We start from the raw sequence: 15045 nt of genomic DNA on the forward strand, positions 1-15045 counted from the left end.
TGCGGGTGTCGCTGCATCACACGGCTACGGCAAGCGCTTGAACAGGTTGGTCTGCAGGATCGGCGTGCCGTCATGACCGAAGAACGCCTTGGTTTCGGTCATCGTTGAACGATCGGCGGCCACCGTATACACGCGAGTGGATGCCGGCGCGCCGTGATCGACCAGCTGCATCACCAGCGTGTTCGGCGCCGGAAGTTTCAGCGTCGCCTGGTTGGCACCGTAGCTGCCGGTCAGCGCCGCGGGCGTGCCGTCCAGCGCCAGCGTACCGTCGGATTTCATCGTCTTGCCATCATGCAGGACGATATCCACGTGCGAGTTCCACCTGCCCGCGCCGGCATCCTTGAATTCCAGCACGACCTGTTGCGGACGCTGTGCTTCAGGCAGCGCGGACGTGGCGATATCCAGCGACCAGCGGCCGAGCAGCGGCGAGGACTTCGGGCTCTCCGCCAGGGCAGGCATCGCCTGCAGCAGGGCCACGGACAGCAACGCGGCGGACAACAGCTTCATGCGAGGCTCCTTTCAAGTGAGCAAGGTCCTGCAGGTGCATTGTGGGGACCTGCAAAGCCGGATGCTGCGCGCCAGCGGCCGGGCGTGCAAGCGGCCACGCTGCCGCCTATTGCCAGGCCAATCTCCACGCCTCCATTCCGCCGCCCCCTTCCGGCTTGTGAATCTGAATAGTTACGTTATAACATTTCACATTCTTTTCACGGAGTGTGTCATGCGTCGTCACCTGCTTGCTGCAGCCATCCTGTTCGTCGTCCACAACGCCCATGCCACCGACGACCCCACCCTGCCCGCCGTCCAGGTCGAGGCAAGCAAGCCCTCCCGGATCGACAGCATCGTCACTGTCGAGGCCTCGCAGGCCCAGAACCGCACCCTCGGCGGCATGCTTGAACATGTCTCCGGCGTGCAGAACAGCGCCTTCGGGCCCAACGCCGGCGCACCGGTCATCCGCAGCCTCAGCGGCAACCGCGTGCAGATCCTGGAAGGCGGCCAGTCCATTCTCGGCATGAACGCCTTCAGCGGCGACATCAACATTCCGTTCGATCCGCTGTTCGTGCGCAGCATCACCGTCAACAAATCCTCCGATACCGTCCGCTACGGCGGCAACGCCATCGGCGGCAGCGTCGACATCGACTCCGGCCTGATCTCGCGCACGATGGAGGACAAGGACCAGTCGATGGAACTGGTCCTGCGCAAAGGTTTCAACGCGGCCGATGCGCAGGGCTTCCGCATGAACTTCAACAACCAGCGGAATGTCTCGACGAACCTGCAGGTCTCGCGGCAACGCATCTCGTACTACGACATTCCCGGCAACAGCAAGGCGGGCGTCTGCAACACCCGGCTGTTCCCGGCCACCGGCGGCGTCAATTCGGCGCTGGCCGACAGCTGCCAGAAGGAAGCACGCGTCCAGCAGCTCTACAACAAGGCCTCGCAACCCTACATCGACCAGTTCATGACCGAGAACCCCGATTGGGCCGATGGCGATTTTTCCTTCTATACCAACAGCCCGACGTCGATCTGGCAGCGCCGCACCTACGTCAATCCGGTCAATCCGGCCTATGTGGCGGGCACGCCGTCGTATGTGCAGAAGCAGATCAACAACGATGTGACCCCCGATTACCACCATCGCCTGGGCAACAGCTACTCACGCAGTTCGCAGGTAGCACTCGGCTCGACCTGGTTCTTCGATCGCGGTTACGTCGGCGTCAGCATCGATGCCAAGGACAGCGAATACGGTGTGCCGGGCTTCTCGATGCAGAACCTGTCCTTCGGCGCGAACCCCGCCGACGGCCTGCCGGTGGGCGTGGTGATCAAGCAGCAGCGCTACGCCCTGGAAGCGTTGCTGCGGGACCCACTGCCGTACGTCGAACGCGCCGAACTGCGGGTTTCAAAACTGGACAACACCTCGGGCGAGCGCCTGGGCTCGACCAGGGCCAACGACTACGACTTCCAGAGCACCCAGGCCGAACTGCTGCTGGTGCATCAACCGGTCGGGCCGCTCAGCGGCGTGCTGGGCCTGAGCCGTCAGGCGCGCGACGTCACCGGCAGCGGCGCGCTGCGCTACCTGCCTGATGTGGAAACGCGCAGCAACGCCGTGTTCCTGAAGGAAACCCTCGACGTCGGCTGGGCGTCCTTCGATGCCGGCGTCCGCCATGAACGCGTGGACCATGACCTGCAGCCCAGCCGCTTCAAGACCTCGCGCAATGCTGCCAACACCACGCTGCAGGACCGCTCCTATCGCCTCAACAGTTACAGCCTGGGTTCGTATGTCGAACTCGGCCCGCTGTTCGCCGCCAAGGTGCGCTATTCGTCTTCGCAGCGCGCACCGGAGATCAACGAGCTGTATGCCAGCAACGCGCATTACTCGGTGATGACCCAGGAAGAAGGCAACCAGAACCTGGAGCCGGAGCGCGCGAAGAACCTGGAGCTGACCGGACTGTTCCATCTTGGCGGCTTCGCGCTGTCGGCCACCGCCTACCGGATGAAGTACGACAACTACCTCTACCAAGGCCACTCCGGCATGCAGATGGCCAACCGCCTGCCGCTGAAGTACTGGAAGCAGACCGACACCACGGTGAAGGGATTCGAGATCGATGCCTCGCAGGCGCTCGACCTTGGCGGCTACGGGAAATTGAATCTGTCCGCCTTCGCCGATCTGGTCAGGAACCAGGCCGATCGCCCGGACACGCTGCGCGCGCACAACGACGGCGAGTACCTGCCGAACATGCCGACCAACCGCTATGGCGCCAACCTGCAATGGCAGCGCGACAGCTGGAAGGTACAACTGTCCAGCACCTACTACGACAAGCAGAAGTACCTGGGTCGCAACGTCAGCGAAGAGATTCCGCTGGATGCATTCAACCTGGTCGATCTGCAGGTCAGCCGCGAGCTACCGGTACGCAATGCCTACATCGCCGGGATGGAAGTGTTCGTCAACGGCAGCAACCTTCTGGATGACGACGCCCGCCCACACAACTCGCCGTTGAAGTACATCGCACCGCTGCCCGGTCGCGGGTTCCAGGTCGGCGTGACCATGAAGCTTTGAGGGAGCTGAAAAGAAAAACGCCTGCAGATCGAGGATCTGCAGGCGCTTCTTTGTATCTGGCGGAGCGAGAGGGATTCGAACCCTCGATAGAGCTTTTGACCCTATACTCCCTTAGCAGGGGAGCCCCTTCAGCCGCTCGGGCATCGCTCCGGGGTTTTCTCCGCGTCTGGTGCGTTGCACCTCAGCGGGGCGTGAATCATAACGTTAATCACGCGCGAAGGTAAAGCGTTATTCCGCAGAATTTTCACCACCGGTGCTGCCGGCTTCGTCACCACGCTGGATGCGCTGGTAGATCTCTTCGCGATGCACAGCGACGTCCTTCGGCGCAGTGATGCCGATACGCACCTGGTTACCCTTGACGCCAAGCACGGTGACGCTCACCGAGTCACCGATCATCAGGGTTTCGCCGACGCGGCGAGTCAGGATCAACATTTTTTTAAGTCTCCATGGAACCGTGTGGAAGGGTATCCCCCACCGGCTTGACGCTCCGTCAAGAAGCGCGCCCACGACAAAGGGAAAAGATTCGCAATGGTACCGTCAGCCGTCCCGCTCCTACAAGGAGGGTGACGGCAAGGGTTCATCACAGGCGGGGGCTGACCCATTCGACGACCGCAGCCAGCGCGGTGGCAAGGGCGGGCCCGTCCTCGCCACCACCCTGGGCGAGGTCCGGGCGTCCGCCGCCCTTGCCCCCGATCTGACCGGCGATATGGGACAACAGTTCCCCGGCCTTGACCTTGCCCATTGCACTGCCGTTCACGCCCGCGACCAGGGCTGCCTTGCCGTCCTGGGCACCGGCCAGCACGATCACCGCATCGCCCAGCTGCTGCTTCAGGCGGTCCATGGCATCGCGCAGGGCCTTGGCATCGAAGCCTTCCAGACGGACGGCCAGCACCTTCACGCCGGCGACCTCGACGGCCTGCCCGGACAGATCCGCAGTGGCGCCGGCAGCGGCCTTGGCCTTCACGGCCTCCAGTTCGCGCTCCAGCTGCTTCTGGCGCAGGCCCAGCGCGCGGATCTTTTCGACCACGTCGGCTGCGCTGCCACCCAGCAGTTCAGCGGCCTCGGCCAGGCGCGCCTCCTCGGCGTCCACGTAGTCCAGCGCACCCTGGCCGGTGACGGCCTCGATACGACGCACACCGGCCGATACGCCGCCCTCGGAGGTGATCTTGAACAGACCGATGTCACCGGTCCGGTTGACGTGGGTACCACCACACAGCTCGGTGGAGTAGTCTCCCATCTTCAGCACGCGCACGTTCTCGCCGTACTTCTCGCCAAACAGGGCCATCGCGCCGAAGTCCAGCGCCTCCTGCATGCCCATGTTGTGCACTTCCACAGCGTTGTTGACGCGCACCTGCTGGTTGACCTTGCGCTCGATGATCGCCAGTTCCTGGGCGCTGATCGGCTGGAAATGCGAGAAGTCGAAGCGCAGGCGGTCCGGCGCCACCAGCGAGCCCTTCTGCTGCACGTGGGTGCCCAGCACTTCGCGCAGGGCAGCATGCAACAGGTGGGTGGCCGAGTGGTTGAGGATGGTGGCGCCACGGCGCTCGCCATCAACCTGGCCGGACAGCACATCACCGATCTTCAGGCTGCCTTGGGTGAGCTTGCCGACATGGCCATGGAACTGGCCCGCGAACTTCTGGGTGTCGCTCACCTGCATCTGCACGCCGGCAGCGGACAAGGTGCCGGTGTCGCCGACCTGACCGCCTGACTCGGCGTAGAACGGGGTCTGGCTGGTCAGCACGATGACCTCGTCACCGGCCTGGGCAGCGTCCACCGGGCGGCCATCCTTGAGGATCGCGACCACGCGGAGGTCGTCGGCCTGCAGGCGGTCGTAGCCCAGGAAGACGGTCGGCTTGAGCGTGGCGACCAGATCGGCCGACAGGGTCACGCCACCACCGAACTTGCCGGCCGCACGCGCGGTCTCGCGCTGCGTCTCCATCGCGGCGTTGAAGCCGTCGATGTCCACGGTCAGGTCACGCTCGCGGGCGATGTCCTGGGTCAGGTCGAGCGGGAAGCCGTAGGTGTCGTACAGGCGGAAGGCATCCACGCCCGGGATCACGCCATTGCTGACCTTGGCGGCGACGTCGTCGAAGATCTTCATGCCCGAGTCGAGGGTTTCGGCGAAACGCTCTTCTTCGGCCTGCAGTGCACGCACGACGGTATCGGCCTGCGCCGGCAGTTCCGGGTAGGCCTCGCCCATCTGCTCGACCAGGGTCGGCACCAGTTTGCTGAAGAACGGCTGGCGCACGCCCAGCATCCAGCCGTGTCGCAGTGCGCGGCGGATGATCCGGCGCAGCACGTAGCCGCGGCCTTCGTTGGACGGCAGCACGCCATCGACGATCAGGAACGAACAGGCGCGGATATGGTCGGCGATCACCCGCAGCGACTTGTTTTCCAGATCGGCGGTGCCGGTCAGCTCCGATGCCTTGCGGATCAGCGCCTGGAACAGGTCGATCTCGTAGTTGGTATGCACGTGCTGCAGGATCGCAGCCAGGCGTTCAAGGCCCATGCCGGTATCAACGCACGGCGCCGGCAGCGGCATCAGCGTGCCGTCCTGCTGGCGATCGAACTGCATGAACACAAGGTTCCAGATTTCGATGAAGCGGTCGCCGTCCTCATCCGGCGAGCCCGGAGGGCCACCGGCGATGTGGTCGCCATGATCGTAGAAGATCTCGGTGCACGGACCGCACGGACCGGTATCGGCCATCTGCCAGAAGTTGTCCGAGGCGAAGGGCGCACCCTTGTTGTCGCCGATGCGAACGATACGTTCTTCCGGAATGCCGATCATGTCGCGCCACAGCGCGTAGGCCTCGTCGTCGGTCTGGTAAACCGTGACCAGCAGGCGCTCGGCGGGCAGCTTCCAGACCTGGGTCAGCAGCTCCCAGGCCCAGGCGATCGCATCCTTCTTGAAGTAATCGCCGAAGGACCAGTTGCCCAGCATTTCGAAGAAGGTGTGATGGCGGGCGGTGTAGCCCACCTGGTCGAGATCGTTGTGCTTGCCACCGGCACGCAGGCAGCGCTGGACGTCGGCCGCGCGCACGTAGCTGCGCTTCTCCGCGCCCAGGAACACGTCCTTGAACTGCACCATGCCGGAGTTGGTGAACAGCAGGGTCGGATCGTTGCCCGGCACCAGCGGCGCCGACGGCACGATGGTGTGGCCTTTGCCCTTGAAGAACTCAAGGAAGTCGCTGCGGATCTGGGATGTCGTGAATTTGGCGGATGCGTTCATGGGGGCTGGCAGTCTGCGGGCCGGGGCCCGTGCCGCCGGCCGCAGTGGCCAGGGTCGAACGGACCGCCGAAACCCCAAAGGGTATCAGGCCCGGCGCCATCAGTCTCAGTCGTCCGGATCGTAACGGGTCGCACGGCGGATGCTGTCGCCATCAAAGCCCCGGCGGGCCAGCAGATCGGCGGCCTTGCGACGCTGCGCCAGGTCCTGCGGGCCGGCCTCACCGAAGCGGCGTCGGACCAGATCCCGGGCGTTCTCCGTCCAGTCGCCTTCAAAGGTCTCCATGGCGGCAGCGATCTGCTCGCTGTCCAGTCCATGGGTACCCAGTTCGGCCCGCACATGGATGGGGCCGTAGCCGGTATTGGCACGCATGCGCACCAGATTCTCGGCAAACCGGGTGTCGTCCTGCCAGCCAGCTTCGGTCAGCTTGTCGACCGCGGCCTGCGCCGCCTCGCCCTCGATACCCCGGGAGGTCAGCTTGCGGGTCAACTCCTTGCGCGAATGCTCGCGCCGCACCAGCAACCCCAGGGCGCGCTGGACAGGCGTCTGTTCGCGTACGCGGCGCTTGCGGCCGGGTGCCGGGGCGTCGGAATCGTTCATGCTCGCCTTCAATCAAATGCGCCGTCCCTGGCGCGTCCCCCGTCGGGGAAACCGAATCTGCAGGACAGGGCGACGTCACTGACGGCGCCGCCCTGCCCCACAGCAAGCCTTACTCGTCGTCGCCGTCTTCGTCGTCGCCTTGCTCGCGGGCGGCTTCGCTCGGCTGGAACTTCTCGCGCAGCTCGGCCTCGAGCTTGGCCGCAACCTGCGGGTTGTCGCGCAGATAGCCGCGGGCGTTGTCCTTGCCCTGGCCAATGCGCTCTTCACCGTAGCTGTACCAGGCACCGGCCTTCTCGACCAGCTTGGCCTCCACACCCATGTCGATCAGTTCGCCTTCGCGGCTGATGCCCTCGCCGTACAGGATCTCGGTGATGACCTGCTTGAACGGGGGGGCCAGCTTGTTCTTGACGACCTTGATCTTGGTCTGGTTGCCGATGATCTCGTCACCCTTCTTGATCGCACCGATACGACGAATGTCCAGGCGCACCGAAGCGTAGAACTTGAGCGCGTTGCCGCCGGTGGTCACTTCCGGGCTCTGGCCCGGCATCATCACGCCGATCTTGTGACGCAACTGGTTGATGAATACCACCAGCGTATTGGAACGCTTGATGTTGCCGGTCAGCTTGCGCAGCGCCTGGCTCATCAGACGGGCCTGCAGACCTGGCAGCTGGTCGCCCATCTCGCCTTCGATTTCAGCCTTCGGGGTCAATGCGGCCACCGAGTCGACCACCAGGATGTCGACCGAACCGGAACGGACCAGCATGTCGGCGATTTCCAGCGCCTGCTCACCGGTATCCGGCTGCGACAGCAGCAGATCGTCGACGTTGACGCCCAGCTTGCCTGCGTAGATCGGGTCCAGCGCATGCTCGGCATCGATGAAAGCAGCCGTACCGCCCAGCTTCTGGCACTCGGCGATGGCCTGCAGGGTCAACGTGGTCTTGCCGGAGGATTCCGGGCCGTAGATTTCCACGACGCGGCCCTTGGGCAGGCCACCAATGCCCAATGCGATATCCAGCATCAGAGAACCGGTCGGAATCGCCTCGACGGGCTCGACCACACGGTCGCCCATGCGCATCACCGAGCCCTTGCCGAACTGCTTTTCGATCTGGCCCAGAGCTGCAGCGAGGGCGCGCTTCTTGTTCTCGTCCATCGGATTGGTCCTTGCAGAGGTCACGTCGTTGGAGGTGCTGTCTTTGGAAGTTTTCTTGGCCATGGGTTCACTTTAAGGCTGGCGTATCGCACAGGCTGAGATTCTGCCCGGCGTTCGGAAAAAAATTATCGGACATCCGTACCAACCTCAGCAGAACCAGAGAATCGCCACAAAAGACCGCGGAAAATGCAGGGTGAATCGTCAACGGTTCGGTCGCAGCAGCCCGCAGTACAGGCCCTCGATCGAGAAATCCTGGTCAGGAAGCACGTCGATCGGTTTGTAATCGGGATTGCGCGGCAGCAGGCGGATCCGGTCCTTGGCGATCTTCAACAGCTTGACGGTGATCTCGTCATCGATGCGGGCCACCACGATCTGCCCCGAATGGGCGTCACGGGTGCGGTGCACACCGATCAGGTCGCCATCGAAGATGCCCTCGTCGATCATCGAATCGCCCTGCACCTTCAGCAGGTAGTCCGGTGCCGGCGAGAAAAACACCCGGTCCAGCACCACGAAATCATCCGAGCCGATGTCGGCGCCGATCGGCAGACCTGCGGCAACCCGGCCCAGGATCGGCAGGCGCAGGACGCTGTCGGGCAGGCCCGGCTCGGCAACCCTCTCCACCGGTGGCGCCTGCACCAGGCGGATGCCGCGTGCCTGGCCGGGTACGCGACGGATCGCCCCAGCCTGCTCCAGCGCTTCCAGGTGGTACTGCGCCGCTCGCACCCCCTTGAAGCCGAAGGCACGTGCGATTTCAGTCTGCGAAGGAGGTGCCCCTTCGCTCTCGATACGCTCGGCGATCAACTGCAGGATCGCCTGCTGGGTGTCGGTCAGGTCCATGGTTAGTAGTATTACTACTAACACCCGGGACTGCAAGTGCCGGGGCGATTCCGTGAGGAGCGAAAGCCGCCGGGCATGGCCCGGCGCTACCGGGAATGCGGCGTGACTGCTTGGGGGTGGCAGAAGCGAAAGCAGCCGACCAGCGGTCGGCTCTACAGGAATCGCTGCGCGATTCCGCGGTTCCCGGTGGGAACCGCCGCGGTAAGCGCACTACGTGTGCTTGCCGCTTCTCCAGATCGAGAACAGGATCCACACCCCGCAGAACCCTGCGCCGATGAAACCGCACACGCCCAGCGCCAGCAGCCAGCGGCTGGAGACGCCGCCTACGCTGTGCATCACGATCGAGGAACCGATGATCAAGGCGGCAGTGACAATGCCCATCACCATCCGGTTCGCAGCGCGATTCACCTGGTCGCCAAATCCCTGCAGCGCGCTGGTCTCGACCTTCAGCTGCAGGCGGCCACGCCGCGCAGCCTGCACCAGCTTGCGCAGATCCCGCGGCAGTTCACCGGCAAAGTCGATCATGCCCAGCAGACTGCGTCGGCCACGCTTGAACAGCGCCCGTGGCGCATAGCGCTGCAGTACCACCCGCTCCAGGAACGGGCGCGCGGCGCTGGCCATGTCGAAATCCGGGTCGAGCTGGCGGCCCATGCCCTCCAGGGTCAGGAAGGCCTTGATCATCAGTGCCAGATCGGCCGGCAGGGTCAGGTTGTAGCTGCGCAGCAGCTGGGTAATGTCGCCCAACATCAGGCCGATGCGCAGGTCCTTCAGCGGCACGCCACGGTACTGGTCGACGAACAGGCTGATGTCATGCTGCAACCGGTTCTCGTCCACTTCCACGCCGCCCGCCCAGTCCAGCAGCACGTCGGCCACGCCCTGCGGGTCCTGTTCCACCAGACCATGCAGCAGCTGTGCGACCTGGAAGCGGCGAACCTCCGACAAGGCGCCGACCATGCCGAAATCGATCACGCCGATGCGGCCGTCGCGCAGGTAGATGATGTTGCCCGGGTGCGGATCGGCGTGGAAGCTGCCGTCCTCCAGCACCATCTTCAATACGATGTCAGCACCTCGCCGGGCCAGTTCACGGCGGTCGAGGCCGGCTGCATCGACACCGGCCAGATCACGTCCAGCAATTCCATCGACGAAGTCCTGCACGTTCAGGCTTTCGCAGGTCCATTGCCAATGCACCGCCGGAATCAGGATGTCGTCCCGCCCCTCGAAGTTGCGCGCGATGCGCTCGGCGTTGCGGCACTCCGCGGCGAAATCCAGCTCGCGCCGCAGCGACACGGTGAACTGCTGCACCACCTCGGCGGGCCGGTAGCGGCGCAGATCCGGCAGGCGGGCTTCGACGATCTCGGCCAGCCGTGCCAGCAATCGCAGATCGGCTTCAACCACGTCACGGATACCCGGGCGACGCACCTTCAGCACCACTTCGCGGCCATCGCGCAGCCGCGCACGGTGGGCCTGGGCCAACGAAGCAGCGGCCATCGGGGTTTCATCAAGGAAGGCGAACACCTGCGACGGAGACGCACCGAGATCGGCCTCCAGTTGTTCGCGGATCTTCTCGTAGGGCAATGCAGGGACAGCGTTCTGCAACTCGGAGAGTTCGGCGATCCAGTCCGGCGGCAGCAGGTCCACACGGGTGGCGAGCACCTGGCCCAGCTTCACGAAGGTCGGCCCGAGATCCTGCAGGGCGCTGCGCACGCGCACCGGCGCGGTCATCCGCAGCATCTCCTGCCGCTCCTCGTTCCAGTGCAGCAGGCGGCCGGTACGTTCGAGCACCGTGGCCAGGCCGATGCGCCGCACGACGTCGCCGAAGCCGTAGCGGATCAGGACAGCGGCGATTTCCTGCAGCCGGCCAAGGTCACGGACGGTGCCCAGCGTCTCCCACATCGTTGCCTACTCCGGTTGATTGCCGGAGCAGCATGTCACAGCTGGGCGTCGATACCGTGCAATGCCGCCGCTACGGTTTGCCGGCGGATGGCTTCACGGTCACCGTCGAACTGGAACAGCTCGGCACGGGCATAGCCGCCGCGGCGCTTCCAGCCGATCCAGACGCTGCCGACCGGCTTGTCCGGGCTGCCACCACCCGGCCCTGCGATACCGGTCACTGCCACCGCGATGCCGGCACCGGAATTGACCAGCGCCCCGGACACCATCTCCAGCACGGCTTCGCGGCTGACCGCACCGAACTGCTCCAGCGTCTGCGCGCGCACGCCGAGCAGGCGCTGCTTGGCTTCGTAGCTGTAAACCACCATGCCGCAGTCGAAGAACGCCGAGGAACCGGCGATGTCGGTCATGCACTTGGCGATCCAGCCACCGCTGCAGCTTTCAGCAGTCACCAGTTGCAGCGAAGCCTGCTGCAGGCGCTGGCCCAGCGCAGTGGCCTGGGCGTTGAGTTCGGCGTCGGTCGGGAAGGACATCGGGGTAGCTGAAAGGTGAAGAACCTGCACGTTGTACCGCAGATCGCAAGGTGGTGTCGCGGCACGGGGCCGCAGGAACTGCCGGCCAGCGGCCGGCACTACCTCACCATTCGGGCAGCTTTTCCGGCAGCAGGGCCCGGATCGGCTCGCCATCGGCGCTGGCCGCCAGCTTCTCGGCCTCAGCGATGGGAAGATCGACCTGCAACAGCCAGCCTTCTTCATCGGCCTGTTCACTGCGGACCACTTCCAGCTGGTGCAGGCGCGCGCGCAGGCGGCCGGCACTGGGCGGCAGGCGCAGCTCGCCGGTGACGTGCTGCAGACCCAACCGCTTGCCGAGCACGGCCTGCAACAGCTCGATGCCTTGCCCGTCGCGTGCGGAAATCCACACCCGCTCACGCCGCGATTCATCCGGCACGCCGTCCTGGCCATCGTGGCGCACGTCGGCACCCTCGATGCGGTCGATCTTGTTGAACACCAGCAGCTGCGGCAGGTCGCCGGCACCGACGGCGGTCAGCACTTCGTCGACCTGGGCGATGCGCTCCTCGCGGTGCGGATCCGCGGCATCGACAAGGTGCAGCAGGAAATCCGCTTCCCGCGCTTCAGACAGGGTCGAGCGGAAGGCCGCCACCAGGTCATGCGGCAGGTCACGTACGAAACCTACCGTATCGGCCAGCACGACGTTGCCACCAGGCACGGCTATCCGGCGCACGGTCGGATCCAGGGTGGCGAACAACTGGTCAGCCGCATACGCCTCGGCGCCGGTCATCGCATTGAACAAGGTCGATTTGCCGGCATTGGTGTAGCCCACCAGGGCCACGCGCGGCAATTCGCTGCGCACACGCGCACGACGCATCTGGGTGCGCTGTACTTCGACTTTTTCCAGCCGCTTCTGCAGCTGTTCAACCCGCTTCTGCAGCAGGCGACGATCGGTTTCCAGCTGGGTTTCACCCGGGCCGCGGAGACCGATCGAACCACCACGCTGGCGCTCCAGATGGGTCCAGCCACGCACCAGGCGGGTCGCCATATGGCGCAGCTGGGCCAGCTCAACCTGCAGCTTGCCTTCATGGCTGCGCGCACGCTGGGCGAAGATATCCAGGATCAGACCGGTACGGTCGATCACCCGGCGCTCCAGGAAACGTTCCAGATTGCGTTCCTGACCCGGGCTCAACGCGTGGTTGACCAGGATAAGATCTGCGCCGGTTGCTTCGGCGGCAGCCTTGATCTCATCCAGCTTGCCGCTGCCGAGCAGGGTCGATGGATTGGGCCGATCCAGGCGCGCGGTGATGGTCACCGCGATGCTGGCCCCAGCCGAGCGGGCCAGATCACCGAATTCTTCCAGCACATCGTCTTCCAGCTTGCCGAAATGCGGCTGGATCAACAGGGCGTGTTCGCCCTTTTTCGAGCGGTCAAACATTCACCGCTCCAACATCATTCGTCTGCTTCATCACCCGCCTGACCATCCTCACCTGATTGCACGTACCCACCACCCGGGCCGACCTTGACGTTGCGCGCCGGTACCACGGTGGAAATGGCGTGCTTATAGACCATCTGGCTGACGGTGTTGCGCAGCAGGACCACGAACTGATCGAACGATTCGATCGTGCCCTGCAGCTTGATGCCGTTGACCAGGTACACCGAAACCGGCACGCGTTCGCGCCGCAGTGCATTCAAGAAAGGATCCTGCAGCGATTGCCCCTTGGACATTGCACACTCCTGATTATTGTTCTTATTGGTAGCCGGCGGTTGCCGCGGCCCCCGAGCCGCTTGCCGGCCCATGATGGTACACGGCCAGCGTCGGTTCAGCGTGCAACGAAGGTCGACACCGCGCCTGCCAGGCGCTCCCCATCCATATGGGGGTCGAACCAGCGTGCATCAAGCTCGCCGCGCAGCCAGGTCAGCTGGCGCTTGGCCAGTTGCCGGGTGGCGAAAATGGACTTGTCACGGAAGCGGGCCTCGTCCCCCTCGCCGTCCAGGTACTCCCAGGCCTGGCGATACCCCACCGCGCGGACGGCTGGCAGGTCCAGCGGCGCGGCGACCGCCTGCATATCCGGCAACGCACGCAGGGCGCGTACTTCGTCGAGAAAGCCGTGGGCGAGCATGGCGTCGAAGCGCGCCTCGATGCGCTGGTGCAGGACGGCGCGGTCGCGCGGCGCCAGGATCAGCTTCAATGTGCGCACCGGCAACGGGGCGACGCCGGGGCGGCGCTGCCATTCACTGATCGGCGTGCCGGTCAGCCGGTAGACCTCCAGCGCCCGCTGGATGCGTTGCGGGTCGGTGGCATGGATACGTGCGGCGGCGGCGGGGTCGACGGTGGCAAGTTCGGCGTGCAGGGCCGCCCAGCCACGCTCGGCGGCCTCGGCGCTCAACGCGTCGCGCATCGCCGGGTCTGCTTCCGGCATCGGCGACAGCCCCTGCAGCAGTGCACGGAAGTACAGGCCCGTGCCGCCGGCCAGGATCGGCGTCTTGCCACGGGCGACGATGTCGGCCACCACGCGGCCGGCATCGGCGGCGAACTCGGCGGCCGAATAGGTCTGCCAGGGATCGCGCAGGTCCAGCAGGTGGTGCGGCGCCTGCGCGCGTTCGGCGGCATCAGGCTTGGCCGAACCGATATCCAGCCCGCGATAGACCAGCGCCGAATCGACGCTGACGATTTCGCCATCCAGTTGCTGCGCCAGCGCGATCGCGGTGGCGGTCTTGCCACTGGCGGTCGGCCCCATCACGGCGATCGCCAGCGGCCTCTGATCGACTGCCATCAGTCTTCGTCCGGCCAGCGGAGGGTCGGTTTGGCATCCCCCCGGACAGCGGGCACCGCGTCGACCGCCTGCCAGACCTTCAACGCATCGACCGTCGCCGCCACATCGTGCACGCGCACGATACGGGCCCCGCGCTGCACGGCGATGAGGTGTGCGGCCACGGATGCAGCGACGCGCTCTGCCGGTGACTCGCGACCGGTCAGCTCGCCCAGACTGCGTTTGCGCGACAGTCCGGCCAGCATCGGCACGCCCAGCTCGAGAAAGCGCTCGGAGCGGGCCAGCAGGGTGATGTTGTGCGCGGTGGTCTTGCCGAAGCCGAAGCCAAGATCGATCAGCAGATTCTTCTTGGCGATGCCGGCCATCTCGGCAGCGAACAAGCGCTGCACCAGGAAGCCATGCACCTCGGTGACGACATCGTCGTACTGCGGGTCGGCCTGCATGTGACCCGGCTCGCCCTGCATGTGCATCAGCACCACTGGCACACCGGTGTCTGCTGCGGCCTCCAACGCGCCGTCCTGGCGCAGGCCGAAGATGTCGTTGATCATCCCGGCGCCTGCAGCCACTGCGGCGCGCATCACCTCCGGCTTGAAAGTGTCGATGCTGATCGGCACCGATGTGCGCGCCGCCAGCTGCTCGATGACCGGGACGACACGACGCAGCTCTTCGTCGATCGACACCGGCGCCGCACCCGGGCGGGTGGATTCGCCGCCGATGTCGAGCAGGTCGGCGCCCTCCTCCACCAGCTTCAGGCCATGCGCGACCGCCGCTTCGGTGGTGTCATGGGCACCGCCGTCGGAGAACGAATCCGGGGTGACGTTGACGATCCCCATGACCCGGGCACGGTCCAGGCGCAGGATGCGGCCGGCGCAATCGAGCTGGGGAGAGATATCGAACATGGCAGATCCTGCGGGCAACGAAGCTTAGTTTACGGCGGCAGGGCTGCGCCCTGCACCCGCAGAGGCCAGGGCTGGAGCAACAGCAACAGCAACAGCGGCATTCCGTAGGAT

Annotated in this window: 13 protein-coding genes and 1 tRNA gene; 1 reads left to right on the forward strand and 13 read right to left on the reverse strand. The window is 65.1% G+C overall.

Annotated elements, in window-relative coordinates; all coding sequences use genetic code 11:
* Positions 1-24: 24 nt before the first annotated feature.
* Positions 25-507, reverse strand: coding sequence for a LuxR family transcriptional regulator (locus DBR20_RS16900; RefSeq protein ID WP_108267107.1), 483 nt, complete (start codon positions 505-507; stop codon positions 25-27).
* A 211-nt stretch (positions 508-718) separates the two neighbouring features.
* Between DBR20_RS16900 and DBR20_RS16905 the strand changes: the two genes are divergently transcribed.
* The gene (locus DBR20_RS16905; protein WP_108267109.1) at positions 719-3049 is read left to right on the forward strand and encodes a TonB-dependent receptor; all 2331 of its coding nucleotides are present in this window, start codon (positions 719-721) and stop codon (positions 3047-3049) included.
* A gap of 57 nt (positions 3050-3106) precedes the next feature.
* On the opposite strand, the gene DBR20_RS16910 is transcribed toward DBR20_RS16905, so the two are convergent.
* The 12 genes from DBR20_RS16910 to folP form a co-directional block, all read right to left on the reverse strand.
* A tRNA-Ser gene (locus DBR20_RS16910) sits at positions 3107-3199 on the reverse strand.
* A 78-nt stretch (positions 3200-3277) separates the two neighbouring features.
* Positions 3278-3481 carry a carbon storage regulator CsrA gene (gene csrA, locus DBR20_RS16915; protein WP_025878924.1) on the reverse strand — a complete coding sequence of 68 codons (204 nt, stop codon included), beginning with the start codon at positions 3479-3481 and terminating at the stop codon, positions 3278-3280.
* Positions 3482-3629: 148 nt separating this feature from the next.
* Positions 3630-6278: an alanine--tRNA ligase gene (alaS, locus tag DBR20_RS16920; protein ID WP_108267111.1), complete on the reverse strand. Its 2649-nt coding sequence runs from the start codon at positions 6276-6278 to the stop codon at positions 3630-3632.
* A gap of 105 nt (positions 6279-6383) precedes the next feature.
* The gene (recX, locus tag DBR20_RS16925; protein ID WP_089240275.1) at positions 6384-6875 is read right to left on the reverse strand and encodes a recombination regulator RecX; all 492 of its coding nucleotides are present in this window, start codon (positions 6873-6875) and stop codon (positions 6384-6386) included.
* Between the two features lie 109 nt (positions 6876-6984).
* Positions 6985-8025 (reverse strand): recombinase RecA, encoded by a 1041-nt coding sequence (gene recA, locus DBR20_RS16930; protein WP_089240273.1) that lies wholly within the window; start codon positions 8023-8025, stop codon positions 6985-6987.
* Between the two features lie 201 nt (positions 8026-8226).
* Entirely contained in the window at positions 8227-8862 is a 636-nt protein-coding gene (lexA, locus tag DBR20_RS16935; protein WP_108267113.1) for a transcriptional repressor LexA, read from the reverse strand.
* Between the two features lie 210 nt (positions 8863-9072).
* A complete protein-coding gene (gene ubiB, locus DBR20_RS16940) occupies positions 9073-10755 on the reverse strand; it encodes a 2-polyprenylphenol 6-hydroxylase (RefSeq protein ID WP_100552147.1) in 1683 nt (560 codons plus the stop codon).
* Between the two features lie 35 nt (positions 10756-10790).
* Complete coding sequence (locus DBR20_RS16945; RefSeq protein ID WP_108267115.1) at positions 10791-11285, reverse strand: nicotinamide-nucleotide amidohydrolase family protein; 495 nt, start codon at positions 11283-11285, stop codon at positions 10791-10793.
* A 103-nt stretch (positions 11286-11388) separates the two neighbouring features.
* Positions 11389-12699 (reverse strand): ribosome rescue GTPase HflX, encoded by a 1311-nt coding sequence (hflX, locus tag DBR20_RS16950; protein ID WP_089240267.1) that lies wholly within the window; start codon positions 12697-12699, stop codon positions 11389-11391.
* A 14-nt stretch (positions 12700-12713) separates the two neighbouring features.
* Positions 12714-12989, reverse strand: a complete 276-nt coding sequence (hfq, locus tag DBR20_RS16955; RefSeq protein ID WP_025878916.1) for an RNA chaperone Hfq — start codon at positions 12987-12989, stop codon at positions 12714-12716.
* A gap of 95 nt (positions 12990-13084) precedes the next feature.
* A complete protein-coding gene (gene miaA, locus DBR20_RS16960; RefSeq protein WP_108267117.1) occupies positions 13085-14038 on the reverse strand; it encodes a tRNA (adenosine(37)-N6)-dimethylallyltransferase MiaA in 954 nt (317 codons plus the stop codon).
* Complete coding sequence (gene folP, locus DBR20_RS16965) at positions 14038-14934, reverse strand: dihydropteroate synthase (RefSeq protein WP_108267119.1); 897 nt, start codon at positions 14932-14934, stop codon at positions 14038-14040. The genes miaA and folP overlap by 1 nt, the downstream gene beginning before the upstream one ends.
* Positions 14935-15045 lie beyond the last annotated feature (111 nt).

Origin of the sequence: Stenotrophomonas sp. HMWF023 (assembly GCF_003060985.1) — a bacterium.
Classification (GTDB): domain Bacteria; phylum Pseudomonadota; class Gammaproteobacteria; order Xanthomonadales; family Xanthomonadaceae; genus Stenotrophomonas; species Stenotrophomonas lactitubi.

Excerpts from the sequence above, each read along its gene's own strand:
- DBR20_RS16905 (WP_108267109.1), top strand. The coding sequence starts at position 719 with ATGCGTCGTCACCTGCTTGCTGCAGCCATCCTGTTCGTCGTCCACAAC.
- DBR20_RS16945 (WP_108267115.1), bottom strand. The coding sequence starts at position 11,285 with ATGTCCTTCCCGACCGACGCCGAACTCAACGCCCAGGCCACTGCGCTG.
- DBR20_RS16900 (WP_108267107.1), bottom strand. The coding sequence starts at position 507 with ATGAAGCTGTTGTCCGCCGCGTTGCTGTCCGTGGCCCTGCTGCAGGCG.
- csrA (WP_025878924.1), bottom strand. The coding sequence starts at position 3,481 with ATGTTGATCCTGACTCGCCGCGTCGGCGAAACCCTGATGATCGGTGAC.
- folP (WP_108267119.1), bottom strand. The coding sequence starts at position 14,934 with ATGTTCGATATCTCTCCCCAGCTCGATTGCGCCGGCCGCATCCTGCGC.
- ubiB (WP_100552147.1), bottom strand. The coding sequence starts at position 10,755 with ATGTGGGAGACGCTGGGCACCGTCCGTGACCTTGGCCGGCTGCAGGAA.
- recX (WP_089240275.1), bottom strand. The coding sequence starts at position 6,875 with ATGAACGATTCCGACGCCCCGGCACCCGGCCGCAAGCGCCGCGTACGC.
- recA (WP_089240273.1), bottom strand. The coding sequence starts at position 8,025 with ATGGACGAGAACAAGAAGCGCGCCCTCGCTGCAGCTCTGGGCCAGATC.
- alaS (WP_108267111.1), bottom strand. The coding sequence starts at position 6,278 with ATGAACGCATCCGCCAAATTCACGACATCCCAGATCCGCAGCGACTTC.
- hflX (WP_089240267.1), bottom strand. The coding sequence starts at position 12,699 with ATGTTTGACCGCTCGAAAAAGGGCGAACACGCCCTGTTGATCCAGCCG.
- lexA (WP_108267113.1), bottom strand. The coding sequence starts at position 8,862 with ATGGACCTGACCGACACCCAGCAGGCGATCCTGCAGTTGATCGCCGAG.
- hfq (WP_025878916.1), bottom strand. The coding sequence starts at position 12,989 with ATGTCCAAGGGGCAATCGCTGCAGGATCCTTTCTTGAATGCACTGCGG.
- miaA (WP_108267117.1), bottom strand. The coding sequence starts at position 14,038 with ATGGCAGTCGATCAGAGGCCGCTGGCGATCGCCGTGATGGGGCCGACC.